Below are 19049 nucleotides of genomic sequence, written 5' to 3'. Positions count from 1 at the left end.
GATAGAATTTGGATTTAAAAGCATTATTTGAACAAATTAGAGCTTTATATAAGAGGCTAAATAAAAAGCAAAAAATAGTAATTTTAGCTACGATAGTTGCGATAGTTGGCTTTATTTCAGCACTTATTATTTGGAATTCAAGCAATAATAAAGCTGGTGTGTTATATCCCGGATATGCGGTGTTGTTTGAAGGTGTAATGCCAGAAGATGGAGCACTTATAATTCAGCAACTGCAACAAGATAAGATTCCATACAAGATACCAAAAGATAATACAATTTTAATTCCTCAAGAGTTTGTTTATGAGCAAAGAATGAAACTTGCTAGTAATGGAATACCAAAAAGTAGCAAGATAGGATTTGAAATCTTTGATACAAAGGATTTTGGTGCTACTGATTTTGACCAAAAAATAAAATATTTAAGAGCCATAGAAGGCGAGTTAGCTAGAACTATTGAGAGTTTATCACCGATTCAAAAAGCAACAGTGCATTTAGCGCAACCAGAAAAAACCGTGTTTGTAAGTCAGCAAACGCCACCTACTGCTTCAGTTGTATTGGTATTTAAACCTGCACAGACACTAACTCCAAAACAAATTTCTGGTATTAAAAACATCGTCTCATCTGCTGTTCCGAATTTAACTATTGAAAATGTAGAAGTGGTAAATGAAAGAGGTGAGCCTTTAAGTGAGCTTGACGAGCTTGGCGGAGCTAGAGAGTTAGCAGCAGCACAACTTAGATATAAGACAAATTTTGAAAGCTCTTTAGAAGAAAAGATAGTAAATATATTAGCACCTATTACAGGTGGTGTTGAGGGCGTTGTAGCAAAGGTAACAGCAGAATTTGACTTCGCACAAAAACAAAGCACACAAGAATATTATGACCCAAACAATGTAGTAAGAAGTGAGCAAAATTTAGAAGAAAAAAGAGAGGGCTTTAGACCAAAAGAAATAGGCGGTGTGCCCGGAGTTGTGAGCAATATAGGACCTGTTCAAGGTTTAGATGATGATAATACAAAAGAAAAATACGAAAAATCTCAAACAACAACAAATTATGAAATAAGTAAAACAATTTCGAATATAAAAGGAGAGTTTGCGACAATTAGGAGATTATCAGCTGCAGTTGTAGTTGATGGAAAATATCAAAAGCAACTAGATGAACAAGGTGTTGAAAAATTAGAATATACAGCACTAAGTGAAGGTGAAATGGAGCAAATCACGGCTCTAGTTAGACAAGCAATAGGCTACAATCAACAAAGAGGCGATGAAGTATCAGTTAGTAATTTTCAGCTAAATGGTCAACTATCTGGCTTTAAAGCTAGAACTCCTTTGGAGAGATTCTTAGATGCTACCCAAGCGTTACTAGCACCATTTATGCCACTTCTTAAGTATGCTATTGTTGGGCTTATATTATTCTTCTTCTATAAGAAAGTTATTGTTCCATTTAGTGAGAGAATGCTTGAGGCAAGGGCTGATGAGGAAGAAGAAATTGAATCTCTTCTAAAAATCGATGAAGATGAAGAAGAAAATAGCGATAGATTAAATGAAATGAGGCGAAGAATCGAGGATCAATTAGGCTTTGGTGCTGGTTCTAATGAAGATGAGATAAAATACAATGTATTGTTAGAAAAAATCAAGGAGTTAGCTACTGAAAAACCTGCAGAACTAGCTAATTTGTTCCAAACTTTAGTTCATGATGAGCTAGGACTTGATATTAATAAAGGAGGGAAGAACTAATGCCATCGATTTCTCTTAGTCCAAGACAACAGGCACAATATGATGAATTATCAATGTCTGAAAAGATAGCTATATTGCTAGTTCAGCTGGGTGATGAAATAACTGGTGAAATTTTTTCTCACCTAGATTTGGATTCAATTACTGAAATTTCAAAATATATAGCACAAAATTCTGGTGTAGATAAGATAATAGCAGCTGCTATTTTAGAGGAGTTTTATGCTATTTTTCAATCAAATCAATACATCTCAACTGGTGGTTTTGAGTATGCAAAAGAGTTGTTGTATAGGACACTTGGACCTGAAGCAGCTAAAAAGGTGCTTGATAAACTTGCAAAATCTATGCAAAGTTCTCAAAACTTTGCCTATCTATCTCGTGTGCGTCCGCAACAACTATCAGATTTCATTATTCATGAGCATCCTCAAACAATAGCCTTGATACTAGCACACATGGACCCTACAAATGCAGCTGAAACGCTAAATTTTTTCTCTGATGATTTAAGGGCTGAAATTGCGATTCGTATGGCAAACTTGGGAGATATTTCTCCAAATGTAGTAAAAAGAGTATCAACGGTGCTAGAAAATAAGCTTGAATCTCTTACTAGCTATAAAGTTGAAGTTGGTGGTACAAGAGCGGTTGCAGAAGTGTTTAATAGGCTTGGGCAAAAGGCGGCTAAGGCAACTATTGCTTATATCGAACAAATAGATGATCAACTTGCAGCTGCAATTAAAGAGATGATGTTTACATTTGAAGATATTGAAAAGCTTGATAATAACGCTATTAGAGAGATTCTAAAGATTGTAGATAAAAAAGATTTGTTATTAGCCTTAAAGGCTTCTCCAGAGGAGCTAAAGCAAAAATTTATGTCAAATATGTCTCAAAGGGCTAGTGAGCAATTTTTGGAGGAAATGCAATTTTTGGGTGCTGTAAAGGTTAAAGAAGTAGAAGCGGCACAAAGAAGAATTGTTGAGAGTGTGCAATCTCTCTCTGAACAGGGAGTGATTCAAATTGGCGAACAAGAGGATACCATTGAATAATATTAACGAACATGAAAATATAATCACTGAAGCCCACAAGTCAAGGCATGATATAAAAAAATATAGCTTTAGAAATATGGATATGACAAAAAAGCAAAAAGATGATGATAAACAACAGATGTCTATACAACAGGCAATGCCTATTGCAGAACCTCAAAGTGTAGAGGAAAATATACCTCAAGCACAAGAGATTCAAGAAAATACACAAGAAGTAGTTGATGTGCCATCTTTAAAGCTATTTGAAGCTGAAGTTGTAGATAAGATTTTACAAAAAAGTGATATCTTAGCAGAATCTTTACAAAAATTACAAGAGCAATTTAATAGGCAAGAGCAAGAAATAGGACAAAGAGTAAATGAGGCAAGAGAGGAAGCTAGGCTAAAGGCTTTTGAAGAAGGATATCAAAAGGCTAAAATGGAGTTAGAAGCACAGATAAATAGTCAAAAAGAGTTATACTCCCTAAGCATACAAAGAATAGATGAAAATATTGCAAATTCAAAAAATCACATAATGAATTTAGAGAAGGAACTAAGCTCAATAGCGCTAGATATAGCAAGAGAAGTAATAACCACTGAAGTAAGTGCAAATAGTGCAAAAATAGCTGCTTCTCTTGCTAGGACATTATTGGAAAATGTAGCACAAAATGCACAAGTTACACTAAAGGTATTTCCAGGAGATTTGGAGGATTTAAAGGAAGGCTTGAAAGATTTAAATAATATTGTTTTGGAATCAGATCAAGCAATAGCAAAGGGAGGTGTTGTTATTTTAAGTAATGAAGGCAATATTGATGGTGATTTGTATTTACGGTTTGAAACATTGAAAAAATCAATATTAGACAACAAGGGTTAGTTATGCCTTTATCACAACATTACATAGAGTTGTTAAAACAAAACAAATATAGTGATGATGATTATGTAGAGTTAGACAAGTTAGCAGATGAGATAAGAGGCAGAATATTAGAAGTTGTGTCTAAAAATGGTGGTCATTTAAGTTCGACTTTGGGTGCTGTTGAGATTATAATTGCTATGCATTGTGTCTTTGATAATCCAAATGATCCTTTTATTTTTGATGTTAGCCATCAAGCTTATGCTCATAAGCTTCTAACTGGACGATGGGATAGCTTCTCTACACTTAGAAAAATTGGTGGAATTAGTGGATTTACAAAGCCAGATGAAAGCGAGTGCGATTACTTCATAGCAGGACATAGTTCTACTTCTATTTCACTTGGAGTTGGTGTATCAAAGGCTATTTATTTAAATCATCAAAGAAGAATCCCAGTTGCATTAATAGGTGATGGAGCAATGAGTGCTGGGTTGGTATATGAAGCACTAAATGAGCTTGGAGAGAGGAAATATCCTTTTGTTATCATTTTAAATGATAATGAAATGAGTATAGCAAAGCCTATAGGCGCTATTAGCAAATATTTATCACAGGCGATTGCCAGCAAGTTTTCTCAGAATCTAAAAGGAAAGATTGCAAACATAATAAACAATATGCCAAATGCAACATATCTAGCAAAGAGATTTGAAGAATCTATAAAGCTAATTACTCCGGGTATGCTTTTTGAAGAGTTTGGTTTAGAATATATAGGTCCTATTTGCGGACATAATTTAAAAGACTTGATTTATTCTTTAAAATTAGCAAAAGAACTAAAAAAACCAGTCGTTGTCCATGTGCAAACCTTAAAAGGCAAGGGCTATTCATATGCTGAAGGGCATTTGGAGAATTGGCATGGAGTAGGAGCGTTTGATATAAAAACTGGTAAGTCTTCAAGCTCTAAAAACTCTATTAAAAGTCCTACAGAAGTATTTTCAGAGACACTTTTACAATTGGCAAAAGAAGATTCTAAGATAGTTGGAATGACAGCGGCAATGCCTAGTGGGACGGGCTTGGATTTATTAATAGATGAGTTGCCAGATAGATTTTGGGATGTGGCAATAGCGGAACAGCATGCAGTAACACAAGCAAGTGCATTGGCAAAAGAGGGATATAAGCCATTTGTGGCTATTTATTCGACATTTTTGCAAAGAGGGTTTGATCAGATAATACATGATGTTGGTATTATGAATACTTCTGTTAAATTTGCAATTGATAGAGCAGGTATTGTAGGAGAAGATGGGGAGACGCATCAAGGGGTATTTGATATAGCATATTTAAAGATGATACCGAATTTTACGATATTTGCACCTAGAGATAATGAGACATTAAAAGAGGCAATTTATTTTGCAAATAATTTTGATAAATCTCCATGTGCATTTCGTTATCCTAGAAAGTCTTTTAAACTTAAAGATGAGATTCCATCAAGCAAGTTTATATATGGTGAGTTAGAAATTTTGCAAGAAGGAGGTGAAGTTTTATTAATAGGTTATGGAAATGGCGTTGGAAGTGCGTATTTTTGTGCTAAAAAATTAGAAGAAAAGTTAAAGTGCGGTGTTGTTGATTTAAGATTCTTAAAGCCATTGCCTGAAGAATCTCTAAAAGCATTAGCGCTTAAATATAAAAGATGGTATGTCTTTAGCGAAAACAATGTAATTGGTGGGGTTGCAGAGAGTTTGTGTAGTTTTGTTAATTTTAATAATTTAGATGTAAAAATAGCGTCTTTTGAATATGAAGATAAGTTCATACCACATGGTAAAACAGAAGAAATCGAAATAAGCTTAAAGAGAGATATAGAGACAATAACAGAAAAAATACTAAATGAGGTTTTATGAAAAATATAATTTCAATATTATTGTTAGTTTGCAGTTTGCAAAATATTTCTTATGCTAATTTGAACGAACTAGAAGAATTTGAAGAAGAGTATATACAGGTTGTAAATGACCCATTGGAGAATTATAATCGTTTTATGAGTGATGTTAATTGGCAATTATATGATTATGTATTTTCTCCCATGCTAGATGTTTATAATACATTGGTTCCTTTGGGATTTAGAATGGGCGTGTATAATTTTTTTAATAATTTATTTTCTCCTTTAAATATCCTAACGAATCTTCTATCTTTTAGAATGGAAGAAACTTATAATGAGGTTGGTAGATTTGCTTTAAATAGCACGGTTGGAATCTTTGGTGTATTTGACATTGCTACTAGTAATGGTTTGTATGCTAATAAATCTGACTTTGGTGTATTGTTTGGTAGATATGGATTTGGTTCTGGCTTTTATTTGGTGTTGCCAATTTTAGGACCTAGCAATTTAAGAGATTCTATTGCTATGCCTTTAGATTCTTTAATCTATCCTATAAATTATTTAGACCCATTTTATTTATCTGTTGGCGTTAGGGCACTAAAGGAGATAAATTATTTTGTTGTAAATAAGCCTAGATTTGATGAATTTAGAAAAGATTCTAGTGATAGTTATTTGCTTATTAGAGATTCTTATGAACAATACAGAGATGAATTAATTAGGAGATAATATGAAAAAAGTATTTGTGATTTTGTGCTGTGCTTTGCTTTGTGTTAATTTATATGCACTTCCGTTTGATAGCATAGAAAGTGAGATGAAAGCTAGAATTGATAAAAGTATGAAAATAGTAAAAACAAACAAAGATAGCAAGATTATGGCCGATGAGATATTTGCATTATTTGATTTTATGTTTGATTATGAGCTTATGGCAAAGTTGTCTTTGTCTAAAGAGTATAATAACTTAGATAATCGACAAAAGGAGATGTTTGTATCTTATTATAAGAAAAGTTTGCAACAAAATTTCGCTTCTAAATTAGAGCTATATAAGGATAATACAATCGAGGTTGTAGGTGGTGAACAAATAAAGGAGAATCGCTATAATCTAACTGCTTCTATCGTTATTGATGGAGCACTAAGCTATATAATTTTTAAGTTTTATCCAAAGAATAATGATTGGCTGATTTATGATGTAGATATTATTGGTATTAGTGTTGTGCAGACTTATCGTTCGCAGTTTGCTGATATACTAAAAAGTAGCGGTATAGATGGTGTTTTTGATAGATTAAAAAGTGGTGAGCTATTTGCAGAAGAATAATTTTTTATCTTTAATATTTTCTGGTGTTATTAATCATTATAGACTGACACTTCTTTTGTGTTTGTCTATTTTTTTATTCTTTTTATTTTTTGCTTTTAGAATCTCTATTGATGCAAGTTCAGAAAGCTTAGTATATGATGATAATCAAAATTACAAAACCTATGAAAATATAGTTCAAAATTATCAAGGTAGTGATTTTTTGCTTCTTGCTTATACCCCTAAGAGCGGAGATGTGTTTAGCAAAGATTCAATTGCATTTATAGAGGAGCTCTTGCAAAAAATTTCCAAACTAGATGCGGTGCAATCAACGCTAAGCATAGCAAATGCACCACTTCTAAAGAGTATTAAAGATTTTTCTTTACAAGATAATATAAAGGCTAATGCAAATATTCTATCTCCACAAATAGACATAAATCTTGCTAAAGAAGAAATTTTAAATAATCCATTTTTTAAAGAAAATATAATTTCAGAAGATTCAAAAACTGCTGGAATTGTCGTTTTTTTGAAAAGTGGATTTGATTATAGCCACACAATAGATGAGATAAAGAAAATAAAAAATAGCTATAAAGATGAGATGTATATAGGTGGTGTGCCTTTAATAGTTGATGATATTGTTTATTATATTAAGTCTGATTTATTGGTTTATACTTTATTGCTTGGTTTGATTTTAGCAGTTGTTATGTGGTTATTTTTTAGGAATCTTAGCTTTGTTATTTTATCTATTGTTGTGTGTATTTTTACACTTGTTATAAGTAGTGGAATCTTTGCACTTTTAGGATATAAAATAACAATAGTCTCATCAAATTATATATCTATTTTATTTGTTGTTAATATATCTTTGATAATACATCTAATAGTCTCTTATTTAGAAAATATAAAAAAATACAAAAATGCAGATAAAAAACGACTAATTTTAATTACTGCATTGCAGAAAACCACTCCTAGTTTTTATGCTGTTGCCACTACTATGATAGGTTTTTTAGGGCTTATGTTTGCAAATATTATGCCAATAGTGCATTTAGGTGTAGTTATGGCAATTGGTGTTTTAGTTGCACTTATTTTTACTTTTGTTGTTTTTATGTCATTTATGATGCTTGTGAGGATTCCTAGAGAAGTTGAGTTTGTCTCACTTGGTCTTAGAATCTTAGAGTTTAGCTCAAATATTGCGATAAACAATAAGCTTAGAATCTATTTTGTTGCATTTTTATGTGTTGTATTTAGTGTTTATGGCATTAGGTATTTGAGTGTTGAAAATAGCTTTATTAATTATTTTAAAAGTGGTAGTGAGATCAAAGAGGGGCTACTTGTAATTGATGAAAACCTAGGAGGTACAATACCTCTTGAAGTTATAGTGAAATTTGCAACAAACGAAACAAAAGATAGCATTAATGATGAGTTTGAAAGTGAATTTGAAGAGTTGGCAAAAGAGGATAAGTATTTCTTTAGCGAAGAAAAACTAAGAATAGCAAAAAAGATTCACGAGTATTTTTTAGAGAATGAATATGCTGGGTCTATACTTAGTTTGCATAGTGTCTCACTGTTATTAGAGGAATTAGGCTTAAAGCCAGATGGATTTACCTTTTCGTTTCTTTATGATAATTTAGATGAATCTTTAAAATCGCAACTCTTCTATCCTTATGCAAATATACAACAAGATGAGTTGAGATTTGTAGTTAGAATCCTTGATTCTTCATCTAGCTTAAAGAGAGATGAGTTTATAAAACAAGTAAAGCTAGAACTAGCAAATATTTTAGAGAGTGAAAATGTAAGCTTTGAAGTAAATGGACTTATGGTTTTGTATAATGATTTATTACAGAGTTTAATTAGCTCACAAGTTGATACTTTATTATTTGTTATGCTTATTATTTTTGTGCTTTTTGTGCTTGTGTTTAGAAGTTTTAAACTTGCAATTATTGCATTTGTGGCAAATATGATTCCGCTATGTGTTGTATTTGGGATTTTGGGTATTAGCGGTATTAGTCTTGATATTATGACTGCTACTATTGCTGCTATATCTCTTGGAATGGGTGTAGATCATGCAATACACTATATTCATAGATACAAAGAAGAAATTAAGACAAACTCAAAAGAGACTGCAATAAGAAACTCACATAAATCAATAGGAAATGCCATGTATTACACTGCTGTTGTAATTATAATTGGATTTCTAACTATGACTAGTAGTAGTTTTGTGCCTACGATTTATTTTGGGATTATTACAAGTGCAGTTATGATTTTAATGCTTATTTCATCGCTTATTTTATTACCTAGAATGCTACTTATAAAGTAGTTATTTTCCAAGACAAAAATCGCTAAAAATGCTATCCAATACTTCACTATACTCGTATGGTTTTGTTATTTTAGCGATTTCTTTTATAGCTGTATTTATATGAAAGCTAAATAATTCTAACTCCCCAAACAAAAATGGTTCTTTGCTATTTTTGATTGCTTCTATGCAGTTATTTATTGCATGATATTGATATTCTGAACTAAGAATTAGAGATTCTATATTGTCGCTTTTATTTAGGTGGTTTTCTAAAGAATTCTTAAAATCAGATAATGGAGAATCTTCATTTGTGGCGTTTATATCTTTTAGAGATATTTTAAATGGAGAAAACTCTTTTATTATATCAATGTCAAACTTGCTTTGTAAATCATTTTTGTTTAGAATTACAAATGCTTCTTTATTTGCTTCCTTTAGTATATTTATTATTTCTGTATCATCTTTAGTTAGCTCTTTGCTTATATCAAATATTGCTATTAATATATCGCTTTCTTGTGCTTTTTTTAGAGATCTTTTTATGCCTTCTTGCTCTATTAGGTCTTTACTATCTCTTATTCCTGCAGTATCAATCAATAACAAGCTATGCCCTCTAAATATGAATTCAGCCTCTATACTATCTCTTGTTGTTCCTGCTATTTCACTTGTGATTGCTCTATCTTCGTTTAATAATGTGTTTAAAAGAGTGCTTTTTCCTACATTTGGTTTGCCTATTATGCATATTTTATGACCTTTTATTGTTGCTTGTTTATGCTTTGAGTAATCAATTAGGTTTTGTAGTTTTTGTTCGATATTTTCTAGCTTTGTAACCATGCTATTTATTAGGTCGTTTGGTAAATCTTCATCGCTATAATCTATAAAGACTTCACTATGTGCTAATAGTTCTATTAGATTCTGCCTTAAAGAATGGCAAAAATCACGCATTTCCCCGCTTAGATGTCGCATTAGCATATTATGACTTTGTTTATTTTTGCTTTCTATTAATTTAGCTATTGCTTGTGCTTGGCTTAGATCGATTCTGCCTCCTAGAAATGCTCTTTTTGTGAATTCTCCAGCATTTGCAATTCTTGCACCATGCTTTATACATTCACTTAATATACTTTTTGCAATAAAATAACCACCATGACACTGAATTTCTACTACATCTTCCATTGTATAGCTATTAGGTGCTCTAAAATATATAGCTATGCATTCATCTAGCAAACTTCCATCTGCAAAATATATCTTGATTAGCTTTGCTTCTTTGTGATTTATATTAATCTGCTTTTGTGCTAGTTTATCTAGTATGTCTCTAGAAGCTTTTCCGCTTAGTCTTATTATATTTATTGAGCTTTTACCATAAGTAGTAGCCGGAGCTACTATGGTGTCATTGGTTGTAGAAGTCATTTATAATTATGTATCTTTCGCCATTATTATTTAGTCTAAATGATATGTATTTGTTTGGAAATTCATCCCTTAGTTGCTTTAATGCAATATATGCCAAAACCCCATCTAATGGCTTAGTTTGGGCTTTACCATGTAGTTTGATTGTTTCTATTGTTGGTAGCAGATAGTTTGCTATCATTTCTTCTTGATTTTTTAGAAACTCAGCAATTTCAAGCCTTACCATTAAGTCGTATTTATGGTTTATCCAATTAAAAATCATATATGAAATAGCCTTATATCTATATCCTTCCTTGCCTATTAATAATGCAGAATCTTCACCATCTAGCTTTATATATAGGGTATTATCATCATATGGTTCAACTAATATATAACTAATACTATATGGCAAATATGATAGTAGTTCTTCTAGTTCTTGTTTTACTTGTTGAGATATTGTATTTAGGTCTTTTGTTGTTTGTATGCTTGTTTGTGGTTGTTCTTCTGTGTTTGAAGCTTGAATTTCAGTTTGTGGTGTTTTGGTTTGTGCACATATTATCGCACTTTTTTTGCCAAAGCCAAAAAATCCAGCACTTGGGTATTGAATAATTTCATACTCTAAATCAATTATAGAGCATGAAAACTCGTTAGAAGCTTTAATTAGTGCGTTTTCTAATGTATCTGCTTCTATTTTTTTCATTACTTACTCCTATTTTAGTGTTTGTGTTCAGCGATTTCTTTTTCTTTTTTGTTTGCTAACATTTTATTTATAACTAATTGTTGCAATATTGAGAATATGTTATTAACAAACCAATAAAGCACCAAACCAGATGGGAATGTAACAAAGAATATAGTAAATATAAGTGGTAAAAATTTAAAGATTTTCTCTTGCATAGGATCGCTAAATGCAGTTGGTGTTAGATGTTGTTGTAAGAACATTGTAGCACCCATTAAAATAGGCAAGATAAAATAAGGATCCATAACTGATAAGTCATTTATCCAAAATATCCACTCTGCACCTTTGAGCTCTATTGCATTGTATAAAACCCTATAAATAGCAAAAAATACTGGCATTTGTAATAATATAGGAAGACAACCTCCCATTGGGTTTGCACCATGCTTTTTATATAAGTCCATCATGTGCATTTGTAGCTTTTGAGGATCACCTTTATACTTCGCTTGAATCTCTTTTAACTTTGGTGCCAAGTCTTTTAGCTTTTGCATTGATACCATGCCTTTATATGTTAGAGGATATAGCACGATTCTTACTATTATTGTTAATAAAACAATAGCCCAACCCCAGTTTCCAACTAGATTATATAGAATCTCTAATAGCAAGAATAATGGTTTGGCAAAGAAGGTTATAATTCCATATTCCACAACATCAGTTAATACTGGATCTATACTTTGTAGTAATCTATAGTCTTTTGGCCCTATATAACCTTGTAGTTTTGTGCTTCCATTTATGCTTATAAAAGGCATAGGATTATCTTTGCTATTGTTTAAGATAACAGAATCCATACCATTTTTATCAAAAAGTAAAGTAGTGTAGTATCTATCAACAGCAGCTAGGATTGTTGATTTTGCAAAATTACTTTGTTCGCTTTGGTCTCCATCTTCGATTGTTGTGATTGTTCCATCGCTATTTTTAACTATTACTCCTTTAAAAACATAGGCGTCATTTTCTACACTAGGTCTCATACCAGTTGATATGAAGTATGGGTAATTCTCCGGGATATTAATTGTGATTTCATAATATCCATTTGGATAAAAGGTAATTATCTTTTCAACCACAATCTCACCTAGATTCTGTGTTAGAGTTATGATCTTAGAATCATTTGTTATATCTAATTTTGCACTACTTGTAGTGTATGGAATATTGAATGCTTTTTGATTTAATACTTGATTTGAGAATCTGATTTCAAGTGGCTTTGGGTCGTTTTGCAATGAAGTTGAGAACAATTCAAGTGGCTTTGAATCTAGTTTATATCTTTCTTCTTTTAGCGTTGCTTGTGAGATTCTACCTAGATTGTCGATTGTGTATGTGAAATTCTTTGAATCAATAGTAGCTATTATATCTGTGCTTGTTGTGCTTTGTGTTGCGTTATCTATGTTTTGTGTTTGTGTAGTTTCTTGTGTTGGTGCATTTGGCGCGTTAGCTTGAGTTGATATTTGTGTGCTTTTTGTTGCATTTGTATCAGTTGGTTGTGGTGCATAGAAGTAACTATATGGAACAAAAAACAATAATGCTAATGCCACTGCCAAAAGAATTCTTGTTTGTGAGTTTAAATTGTCTAATTTATCTAACATTTGATTGCCTTGTTGTAGTTTTTTATTATATACACCTGTTGTTTGTTTGCATAATTGGTGTTAGTTGGGATAAACCAATACAGAAAATATTTTGGATTTTGTATTTTTAATTTTAATTTTGATGTATTGATTGTTATTTTTGGATATGAAACTCCACCAGCAAAGAGCTGATTGCAAGATAGGATTCTTAAAATCGTCTTTATTGTTGCATTAAATGGATTATCAAACTTATATAACTCTTTTGCATATTGAGAACATGTCGGAAAGTATCTGCATTTGTTTGGTGCAATTAGCCTTGATATATATTTCTGATAGCAGTCAATAATGCTCATCTTGCAACCAACTTCAACTTAGATAATGCGTGCAAGTATTGCGATTGTAAGACATTGTATGAAGCCTTATCTATACCTTGTTTTGCAAGTAGTATCATATCCCCATTTATGGTATCTGATTCTGATTTCCGATACAGACTTCTTAGTCTTCGCTTTATAAGATTTCTGCACACCGCATTTCCAACTTTTTTGGATACACTAAAACCAACTCTCTTTGTCTCTGAATCTTTAAAAAACAGCACAAAGTAAGCCGTGTGCCATTTTTTATTACTATTATAGACTTTGTTAAAGTGTTGTTTTTCTGTGAGTGTTACCAAGTTTATAGCCCAATTATATTGCTAGTCTTTTTCTGCCTTTAGCTCTTCTAGCGTTTATTACTTTTCTACCATTTTTTGTTTGCATTCTTACTCTAAAGCCATGAGTTCTTTTTCTTGGAGTGTTATGTGGTTGATATGTTCTTTTCATTATAAAAATCCCTTAAAATAAAAATAAACTTTAATGATATAAAAATCTTACTTAAAGCAATATTTAGAAATTATAAATAGTCTAGGAAATGGAAGTAATATATCCCCATTTTGTTGTGGTTTTATTTTTTGGCTTAGTATTTTTAATAGCTCATCTAAGAAGTCTTTTTGTGAATCTTTTTCTAATTTGTTTGTGTATGAAGTAAGGCTTGAGCCTTCATACCATTGTAGAATTGAATCTATATCATCTAATCTATGAAAATAGGTGCTCTCCCACATTTCTACTTTACACTTCTTTGATAAAATATCGTAATATTTAGCATAGGGAAGGGAGAAAAAGATTCTATCTATCTTTGTGTTATATTTTTTTATAAGTGTTTTTGCACTTTTATGGAAGATAGACTTTGAATCTAGTGGTATTTGCATAGCAAAGATTCCATTTTTTTCTAGCATATTTGTGATATTTTTTAGAAGTTTTGTTTGATTTTTTATCCAGTGGATTGAGGCATTTGTAAATATTAAGTTGTATTTATTTGTTGTGTTTAAGTTTTTATCTATATCACATAATTCAAAGGTGCAGTTTTTTAGTTTTAGATTTTTTGCTTTATTTATCATATCTTGTGAGTTATCTAAAGCTAGTATTTTTGAATCTTTAAAAGTTTGTGCTAGTAGAGTTGTGCTATTTCCAGGACCGCAACCTAAATCTAGTATGCTGCTATAAGAATTACCATGTCTTTTAATTGCATTTATTAAATCAATGTTAGCTAGATTTCTGTATTCTTTAAATTTTAAATATTTATCTGCTTTCCATTCCATTTTTTATTTTTTATTGTTCTTCAAATTGTGCTGCAAGTGCAGTAGCAATTACTGCTATTAAATCACTCTCATCTTTTGTTTCTTGTGGTAGTAAACTTTGTAATTTTTCTTCTAAATAAGATGTATCAAAATGTCCTCTCCTAAAATCCTTATCATTACAAATATTAATCAAAAAAGGTATCGTGGTTTTGACGCCTCGAATCTTAAATTCATTTAATGCTCTATTTAGCTTTTGCACTGCTAAGTCATAGCTTGTGGCTCTAACTATTAGCTTTGCTATCATTGAATCATAAAATGGAGGTATTTTAAACCCTTTATAAATATAGCTATCCACTCTTACAAAAGGTCCTAATGCAGGATAATATGCTGTTATCACTCCAGGGTTTGGCAAAAAGTCATTATTGACATCTTCAGCATTAATTCTTGCTTCTATTGCATAGCCTTGAGCGTGTATATCACTTTGTGCTAGGTCTAAAATCTCTCCATTTGCAATTCTTATTTGTCTCCCTATTAAATCTAACCCAGTTATCTCTTCTGTTACTCCATGTTCTACTTGGATTCTTGTGTTCATCTCCATGAAGTAAAATTTATTATCATCATCTAGTAGGAATTCAACGGTTCCAGCATTTGTGTATTTTGCGGCTTTTGCAGCAGCTACTGCTACTACACCCATTTTTCGTCTTAGATCGCTACTCATTGTTGGGCTTGGTGCTATTTCTATTAGTTTTTGATGTCGTCTTTGTATTGAGCAGTCTCTCTCTAGCAAGTGTATCGTGTTTCCATAGTTATCAGCAAGTATTTGGAATTCTATATGTCTTGGATTTTGTATATATTTTTCCATAAATACATCATCATTTTTGAAAAATGTCAAAGCCTCTCTTTTGCATGCTTCAAAAGAAGATTCTAGCTCACTTTCGTTATATACAACTCTAATGCCTCTTCCTCCGCCACCGCTACTTGCTTTTAGGATTATTGGATAGCCTATTTTGTTTGCTATTTTTGCTCTTGAGTGTGAATCTAGATTGTTTAGAGGATCACTTCCGGGAACTATTGGAATCCCATTTTTTTGCATTAGCTCTCTTGCTTTATTTTTATCTCCCATATTTTCTATTACTTCATAATTTGGTCCTATCCATACAAGTTCTGCTTGGACAACTTTTCTTGCAAAAGTTGCATTCTCACTTAAAAACCCATATCCGGGATGTATGGCTTCACAATCAGTCTCTTTTGCTGCTTGGATTATTAAATCAGGATCTAAGTAGCCCTTTATTGGATCATCGCTTATAAGATATGTCTTAGTTGCCATTTTAAGATGCAGACTATCTCTATCAGCATTAGAATATATTGCTACAGATTCGATGTTTAAATCATTACACGCACGGATTATTCTAACGGCTATCTCGCCTCTATTTGCAATTAAGATTCTTCTAAACATACCAATACCTTTTTAAGCTTAAATTTATGTATTATACACAACTTTTTAATTATGTTTCGTTTTTTATGTTAGAATTGCCACTATTTTTATATTTAGGTTATTTAATGGATTTTATTAGTGCAATAATTTTAGGAATAGTTGAAGGTTTAACTGAATTTTTACCAATATCATCTACTGGACATTTGATACTTGCTTCAGAGTTGCTTGGGATAGAGCAAGATACATTTCACAAAACTTTTGAAGTTGTAATACAGCTTGGTGCTATTTTAGCGGTGTTGTTTGTATTTTTAAAAAAGCTTTTTACAGAGGGAATTTCGTTATGGATTAAGCTTATTTTAGGGTTTTTACCTGCGGGTGCTTTAGGATTTTTATTATACCCATATATTAAAAATTTATTTTCTCCAATTGTTGTCTCTATAATGCTTATTGTTGGTGGAGTGGCTTTTATAGTTATAGAATTGTTGTATAAAGATAAAAATCACACTGCAAAATCTACTTTAGATATTTCGTATAAAAATGCTTTTATTATTGGATTTTTTCAGGCATTAGCAATGATTCCCGGGACATCTCGCAGTGGATCAACTATTATAGGTGGGCTATTGCTTGGTTGTGATAGAAAGACGGCTGCTGAATTTTCCTTCCTACTAGCTCTTCCTACTATGATTGCAGCTAGTTTATATAGTATATATAAAAGTCATGAAGTATTAAATATGGATAACCTAACTATCTTGCTTGTTGGGTTTATTGCGGCTTTTTTTAGTGCTCTATTGGCGGTTAAAGTGTTTTTGAAATTTATATCTAGATTTAATTTTATTCCATTTGGTGTTTATAGAATAATTTTAGGAATTGTGTTTTTATTCTATATTTATTAAGCTTTTGGCAATTTTTTGTATTTTAGGCATAGAATCTTCTATGTTTTGGACTTCTATTTTAGCTTGATAATTGTCTTTTTTATAGACTTTGTCATAGTATTTTACAAGTAGTATTTCAGCTACTTTTTCTAGATCTTCTTTATTGTATGCTTCTTGTGCTTCTAGCCAGAATCTTTTCTCCATAAATGGCGAAATTTTTTGCATTGAAGTTTGAAAAAATTCTCTACTTATTACTCCATATTGTTTTACTATTCTTTGGATTCTATGTTCTAGTGGAGAGGTTATTAGAATCTTTGGCGAGTTTTGATAGCTTTGATATAGTTTTGATGGAATGATTATTTCTCCTAGTTTTTTGCTCTCTCCTTCTATTAGAACAAATGGGGCTTGTTCTAGTTTTATCATTTTGTCATATAGCATATTTTGGAATTGTTTAATGCTTGGCTGAAACCCACATATGCCACCAAAGCTAGAACCTAAATGCTGTGCTAGGTTTTCTAAATCTATTGAATCTTTGTAGTTTTGTATTATCTCACTTTTGCCACTGCCTGTTTTGCCAACTAGGGTTATAAACTTATGTTTTGGAGTTTTGTCCAAATAATTTGTAACTTCTTTTCTGTATGTTTTGTAACCACCTTCTAGTCTAGTTACTTGATATCCTATGTCTTTTAATACAACAAAAAATGATTTGCTCCTCATTCCTCCTCTTGCACAATATATTAAAAATGGCTTTGCAGGGGTTATTATATTTTCTAATTGCATTAAATGTTTGCTGATATTTTTGCACACCAAACTAGCACCTCTTACTTTTGCAGAAAATGAATCTTTTTTGTAAAGTGTGCCTATTTTTTCGTATTCTTCATCATCTAGCACAGGATAATTAATGGCATTTGGTATATGAGAGTGAGCATATTCTCTTTGAGAGCGGACATCTATTATAACTTGAAATTTATCTATCATCGTGCCTACTAAAGCATAGAATCTCTGGGCGATATTCAAAATGCATGGTATCATAATGCCACCATTTTCCACCCCATATAAATCCTTCATTTTCAAAGATTTCTACTATTTGTGCTGGTATTTGTTCTATTTTTTTATTATTGTTTGTTTGTATATCCCATAGCCAATAGCGAGAATATTTTACATTTATATCAATTGCAATCCCAAAGCTATGAGGACTTAGGTTGTTTGAATCTGCAATATTTCTCCATTTATAAGTTCCACCTATGTTTGTTAGATATTTTTTATTTTCTTCTTTTAGAGTTTTTAAATTGTGTATCACTCTCTTTAGTGCTTCACTTGCATTGTTTTTGGTATTAAAAAGCACATAAGATTCATCTATCCATTTTATTTTTTCTAAATTATTTTCAACGCTTTGCTTTGAAGTGCCATATATTTTTTTAAAAAACTTTATATCCCTAATTCTTGAGCTATCTAGTTCTGGTTTTTGTGACATTTGTGTTGGATATTTTGTATCAAATGAATAAGACATAAATGGATTGTTTAATTTTTCTTCATAGATTTTTTGTGAGTTGTCTTTCCATTGTAAAGTAGTTGAATCTCTAAATGTAATAGTTAAATCATCTATGTGTAAAATATCATCATAGCTTTCTTTTAGGCAGTTTTGGGCTATTTGTGCATTTGCTACATGGCATAAAAGCAAGACAAAAAAGATTCTATAAAACAAACTTTATTTCCTCATGTTTTTGGAGTTTTTTAAAAATATCATTTCTATGTTCTTCATTTTGCACTACTACTTCTATATTTATGCTGTGATATTTTCCGTTTTTGCTTTGCATTTGTGGAGTGTGGTTAAAGTTCGTGTCTATTATATCAAATGCAATTTCTACAAGCCTTTCTTTGCTCTCTCCTATGATTCTGTAATTCCAAGTGCATGGATATTGTATTTGTGGTTTTTCCATATTATTGTCCTAATATTTGAAATACTTCATTTGCCCATTGCGGAATCTTTGTTGGTTTGCTAGTTTTAGAATCTATACATGCAAGCAAGATTTGGGCTTCAAAAATTTTTGTATTTTCTAAGTATATCGTTTGTTTTAGCTCAACTGATACATTTTTGATTTTTAATAATTGCGTCTTTACTTCTAGTAAATCACCTAATTTGGCGGTAGCTAAAAAATCTATATTCATGTTTTTTACTACAAATCCTATTCCATTTTGAAAAGGGCTAGAATTTATTTTAAAAAACATCTCGCTTCTTGCTCTCTCGCAGTATTTTAAATAGTTGCTATGATATACGATTCCGCCACAATCTGTATCTTCATAATATACTCTAACTTTCATCGATGATACCCTTTAGTTTTAAGCAAGTGCAGATTCTAGCTTATAAAAACTTTTATTTTCTTAAGCATATTGTTTGACAAAATACTTAGTTATATTAAAATTTCACCGACAAGAGGCAT

The 19049-nt window shown here is 31.4% G+C and carries 20 protein-coding genes; 8 read left to right on the top strand and 12 right to left on the bottom strand.

All coding sequences use genetic code 11. From position 1 onward, the window contains the following. The first annotated feature begins 8 nt into the window (after window positions 1–8). The 7 genes from fliF to PF021_RS04510 are packed head-to-tail and all read left to right on the top strand — an operon-like array spanning window position 9 to window position 9047. The gene (gene fliF / locus PF021_RS04540; protein ID WP_271021232.1) at window positions 9–1730 is read left to right on the top strand and encodes a flagellar basal-body MS-ring/collar protein FliF; all 1722 of its coding nucleotides are present in this window, start codon (window positions 9–11) and stop codon (window positions 1728–1730) included. Further along, on the top strand, window positions 1730–2764 hold the full coding sequence (gene fliG / locus PF021_RS04535; RefSeq protein ID WP_271021231.1) for a flagellar motor switch protein FliG: 1035 nt from the start codon (window positions 1730–1732) through the stop codon (window positions 2762–2764). The genes fliF and fliG overlap by 1 nt, the downstream gene beginning before the upstream one ends. Then, window positions 2757–3611: a flagellar assembly protein FliH gene (gene fliH / locus PF021_RS04530; RefSeq protein ID WP_271021230.1), complete on the top strand. Its 855-nt coding sequence runs from the start codon at window positions 2757–2759 to the stop codon at window positions 3609–3611. The genes fliG and fliH overlap by 8 nt, the downstream gene beginning before the upstream one ends. A 2-nt stretch (window positions 3612–3613) precedes the next feature. Beyond that, window positions 3614–5473, top strand: coding sequence for a 1-deoxy-D-xylulose-5-phosphate synthase (gene dxs / locus PF021_RS04525; RefSeq protein WP_271021229.1), 1860 nt, complete (start codon window positions 3614–3616; stop codon window positions 5471–5473). Then, window positions 5470–6171 (top strand): MlaA family lipoprotein, encoded by a 702-nt coding sequence (locus tag PF021_RS04520; RefSeq protein ID WP_271021228.1) that lies wholly within the window; start codon window positions 5470–5472, stop codon window positions 6169–6171. The genes dxs and PF021_RS04520 overlap by 4 nt, the downstream gene beginning before the upstream one ends. Window position 6172: 1 nt before the next feature. After that, window positions 6173–6757 carry an MlaC/ttg2D family ABC transporter substrate-binding protein gene (locus PF021_RS04515; RefSeq protein ID WP_271021227.1) on the top strand — a complete coding sequence of 195 codons (585 nt, stop codon included), beginning with the start codon at window positions 6173–6175 and terminating at the stop codon, window positions 6755–6757. Beyond that, window positions 6744–9047: an efflux RND transporter permease subunit gene (locus PF021_RS04510; protein ID WP_407081408.1), complete on the top strand. Its 2304-nt coding sequence runs from the start codon at window positions 6744–6746 to the stop codon at window positions 9045–9047. The genes PF021_RS04515 and PF021_RS04510 overlap by 14 nt, the downstream gene beginning before the upstream one ends. On the opposite strand, the gene mnmE is transcribed toward PF021_RS04510, so the two are convergent. From mnmE to PF021_RS04470, 8 genes are read right to left on the bottom strand one after another with little or no spacing between them, the layout of a single operon-like run. Continuing rightward, on the bottom strand, window positions 9048–10424 hold the full coding sequence (gene mnmE, locus PF021_RS04505) for a tRNA uridine-5-carboxymethylaminomethyl(34) synthesis GTPase MnmE (RefSeq protein WP_271021226.1): 1377 nt from the start codon (window positions 10422–10424) through the stop codon (window positions 9048–9050). After that, window positions 10405–11100, bottom strand: a complete 696-nt coding sequence (locus PF021_RS04500; protein ID WP_271021225.1) for a Jag N-terminal domain-containing protein — start codon at window positions 11098–11100, stop codon at window positions 10405–10407. The genes mnmE and PF021_RS04500 overlap by 20 nt, the downstream gene beginning before the upstream one ends. Before the next feature lie 14 nt (window positions 11101–11114). After that, window positions 11115–12710: a membrane protein insertase YidC gene (gene yidC, locus PF021_RS04495; protein ID WP_271021224.1), complete on the bottom strand. Its 1596-nt coding sequence runs from the start codon at window positions 12708–12710 to the stop codon at window positions 11115–11117. Beyond that, the gene (gene yidD, locus PF021_RS04490) at window positions 12704–13042 is read right to left on the bottom strand and encodes a membrane protein insertion efficiency factor YidD (RefSeq protein ID WP_271021223.1); all 339 of its coding nucleotides are present in this window, start codon (window positions 13040–13042) and stop codon (window positions 12704–12706) included. Before yidD ends, yidC begins: the two co-directional genes overlap by 7 nt. Beyond that, window positions 13039–13359 carry a ribonuclease P protein component gene (gene rnpA / locus PF021_RS04485; protein WP_271021222.1) on the bottom strand — a complete coding sequence of 107 codons (321 nt, stop codon included), beginning with the start codon at window positions 13357–13359 and terminating at the stop codon, window positions 13039–13041. The genes yidD and rnpA overlap by 4 nt, the downstream gene beginning before the upstream one ends. 13 nt (window positions 13360–13372) lie before the next feature. Beyond that, the gene (gene rpmH / locus PF021_RS04480) at window positions 13373–13507 is read right to left on the bottom strand and encodes a 50S ribosomal protein L34 (protein ID WP_026943676.1); all 135 of its coding nucleotides are present in this window, start codon (window positions 13505–13507) and stop codon (window positions 13373–13375) included. A 47-nt stretch (window positions 13508–13554) separates the two neighbouring features. Continuing rightward, entirely contained in the window at window positions 13555–14322 is a 768-nt protein-coding gene (locus PF021_RS04475; protein ID WP_271021221.1) for a methyltransferase domain-containing protein, read from the bottom strand. A 10-nt stretch (window positions 14323–14332) separates the two neighbouring features. After that, a complete protein-coding gene (locus PF021_RS04470) occupies window positions 14333–15757 on the bottom strand; it encodes an acetyl-CoA carboxylase subunit A (protein WP_271021220.1) in 1425 nt (474 codons plus the stop codon). Window positions 15758–15861: 104 nt separating this feature from the next. On the opposite strand from PF021_RS04470, the gene PF021_RS04465 reads away from it, so the two are divergent. Next, window positions 15862–16629, top strand: a complete 768-nt coding sequence (locus PF021_RS04465) for an undecaprenyl-diphosphate phosphatase (RefSeq protein WP_271021219.1) — start codon at window positions 15862–15864, stop codon at window positions 16627–16629. Here the strand turns inward: PF021_RS04465 and mnmH are convergent. The 4 genes from mnmH to PF021_RS04445 are packed head-to-tail and all read right to left on the bottom strand — an operon-like array spanning window position 16612 to window position 18930. After that, window positions 16612–17640, bottom strand: coding sequence for a tRNA 2-selenouridine(34) synthase MnmH (gene mnmH, locus PF021_RS04460; protein ID WP_271021218.1), 1029 nt, complete (start codon window positions 17638–17640; stop codon window positions 16612–16614). The genes PF021_RS04465 and mnmH overlap by 18 nt on opposite strands. Next, a complete protein-coding gene (locus tag PF021_RS04455) occupies window positions 17576–18313 on the bottom strand; it encodes a M15 family metallopeptidase (RefSeq protein ID WP_271021217.1) in 738 nt (245 codons plus the stop codon). The genes mnmH and PF021_RS04455 overlap by 65 nt, the downstream gene beginning before the upstream one ends. Beyond that, window positions 18303–18548 (bottom strand): HP0495 family protein, encoded by a 246-nt coding sequence (locus PF021_RS04450; RefSeq protein WP_271021216.1) that lies wholly within the window; start codon window positions 18546–18548, stop codon window positions 18303–18305. The genes PF021_RS04455 and PF021_RS04450 overlap by 11 nt, the downstream gene beginning before the upstream one ends. A gap of 1 nt (window position 18549) precedes the next feature. After that, on the bottom strand, window positions 18550–18930 hold the full coding sequence (locus tag PF021_RS04445) for a YbgC/FadM family acyl-CoA thioesterase (protein WP_271021215.1): 381 nt from the start codon (window positions 18928–18930) through the stop codon (window positions 18550–18552). Window positions 18931–19049 lie beyond the last annotated feature (119 nt).

The sequence above is a fragment of the Helicobacter ibis genome, from assembly GCF_027859255.1.
GTDB classification, from domain to species: domain Bacteria; phylum Campylobacterota; class Campylobacteria; order Campylobacterales; family Helicobacteraceae; genus Helicobacter_D; species Helicobacter_D ibis.
The sequence above is the reverse complement of the archived record's forward strand: the minus strand, read 5'-3'. Positions and strand labels throughout refer to the sequence as shown.

Bases quoted from the DNA above. Each gene is read 5' to 3' on its own strand.
- fliG (WP_271021231.1), top strand. From the start codon at position 1,730: ATGCCATCGATTTCTCTTAGTCCAAGACAACAGGCACAATATGATGAA.
- dxs (WP_271021229.1), top strand. From the start codon at position 3,614: ATGCCTTTATCACAACATTACATAGAGTTGTTAAAACAAAACAAATAT.
- PF021_RS04520 (WP_271021228.1), top strand. From the start codon at position 5,470: ATGAAAAATATAATTTCAATATTATTGTTAGTTTGCAGTTTGCAAAAT.
- PF021_RS04515 (WP_271021227.1), top strand. From the start codon at position 6,173: ATGAAAAAAGTATTTGTGATTTTGTGCTGTGCTTTGCTTTGTGTTAAT.
- mnmE (WP_271021226.1), bottom strand. From the start codon at position 10,424: ATGACTTCTACAACCAATGACACCATAGTAGCTCCGGCTACTACTTAT.
- PF021_RS04500 (WP_271021225.1), bottom strand. From the start codon at position 11,100: ATGAAAAAAATAGAAGCAGATACATTAGAAAACGCACTAATTAAAGCT.
- yidC (WP_271021224.1), bottom strand. From the start codon at position 12,710: ATGTTAGATAAATTAGACAATTTAAACTCACAAACAAGAATTCTTTTG.
- yidD (WP_271021223.1), bottom strand. From the start codon at position 13,042: ATGAGCATTATTGACTGCTATCAGAAATATATATCAAGGCTAATTGCA.
- rpmH (WP_026943676.1), bottom strand. From the start codon at position 13,507: ATGAAAAGAACATATCAACCACATAACACTCCAAGAAAAAGAACTCAT.
- PF021_RS04475 (WP_271021221.1), bottom strand. From the start codon at position 14,322: ATGGAATGGAAAGCAGATAAATATTTAAAATTTAAAGAATACAGAAAT.
- PF021_RS04470 (WP_271021220.1), bottom strand. From the start codon at position 15,757: ATGTTTAGAAGAATCTTAATTGCAAATAGAGGCGAGATAGCCGTTAGA.
- PF021_RS04465 (WP_271021219.1), top strand. From the start codon at position 15,862: ATGGATTTTATTAGTGCAATAATTTTAGGAATAGTTGAAGGTTTAACT.
- mnmH (WP_271021218.1), bottom strand. From the start codon at position 17,640: ATGATACCATGCATTTTGAATATCGCCCAGAGATTCTATGCTTTAGTA.
- PF021_RS04450 (WP_271021216.1), bottom strand. From the start codon at position 18,548: ATGGAAAAACCACAAATACAATATCCATGCACTTGGAATTACAGAATC.
- PF021_RS04445 (WP_271021215.1), bottom strand. From the start codon at position 18,930: ATGAAAGTTAGAGTATATTATGAAGATACAGATTGTGGCGGAATCGTA.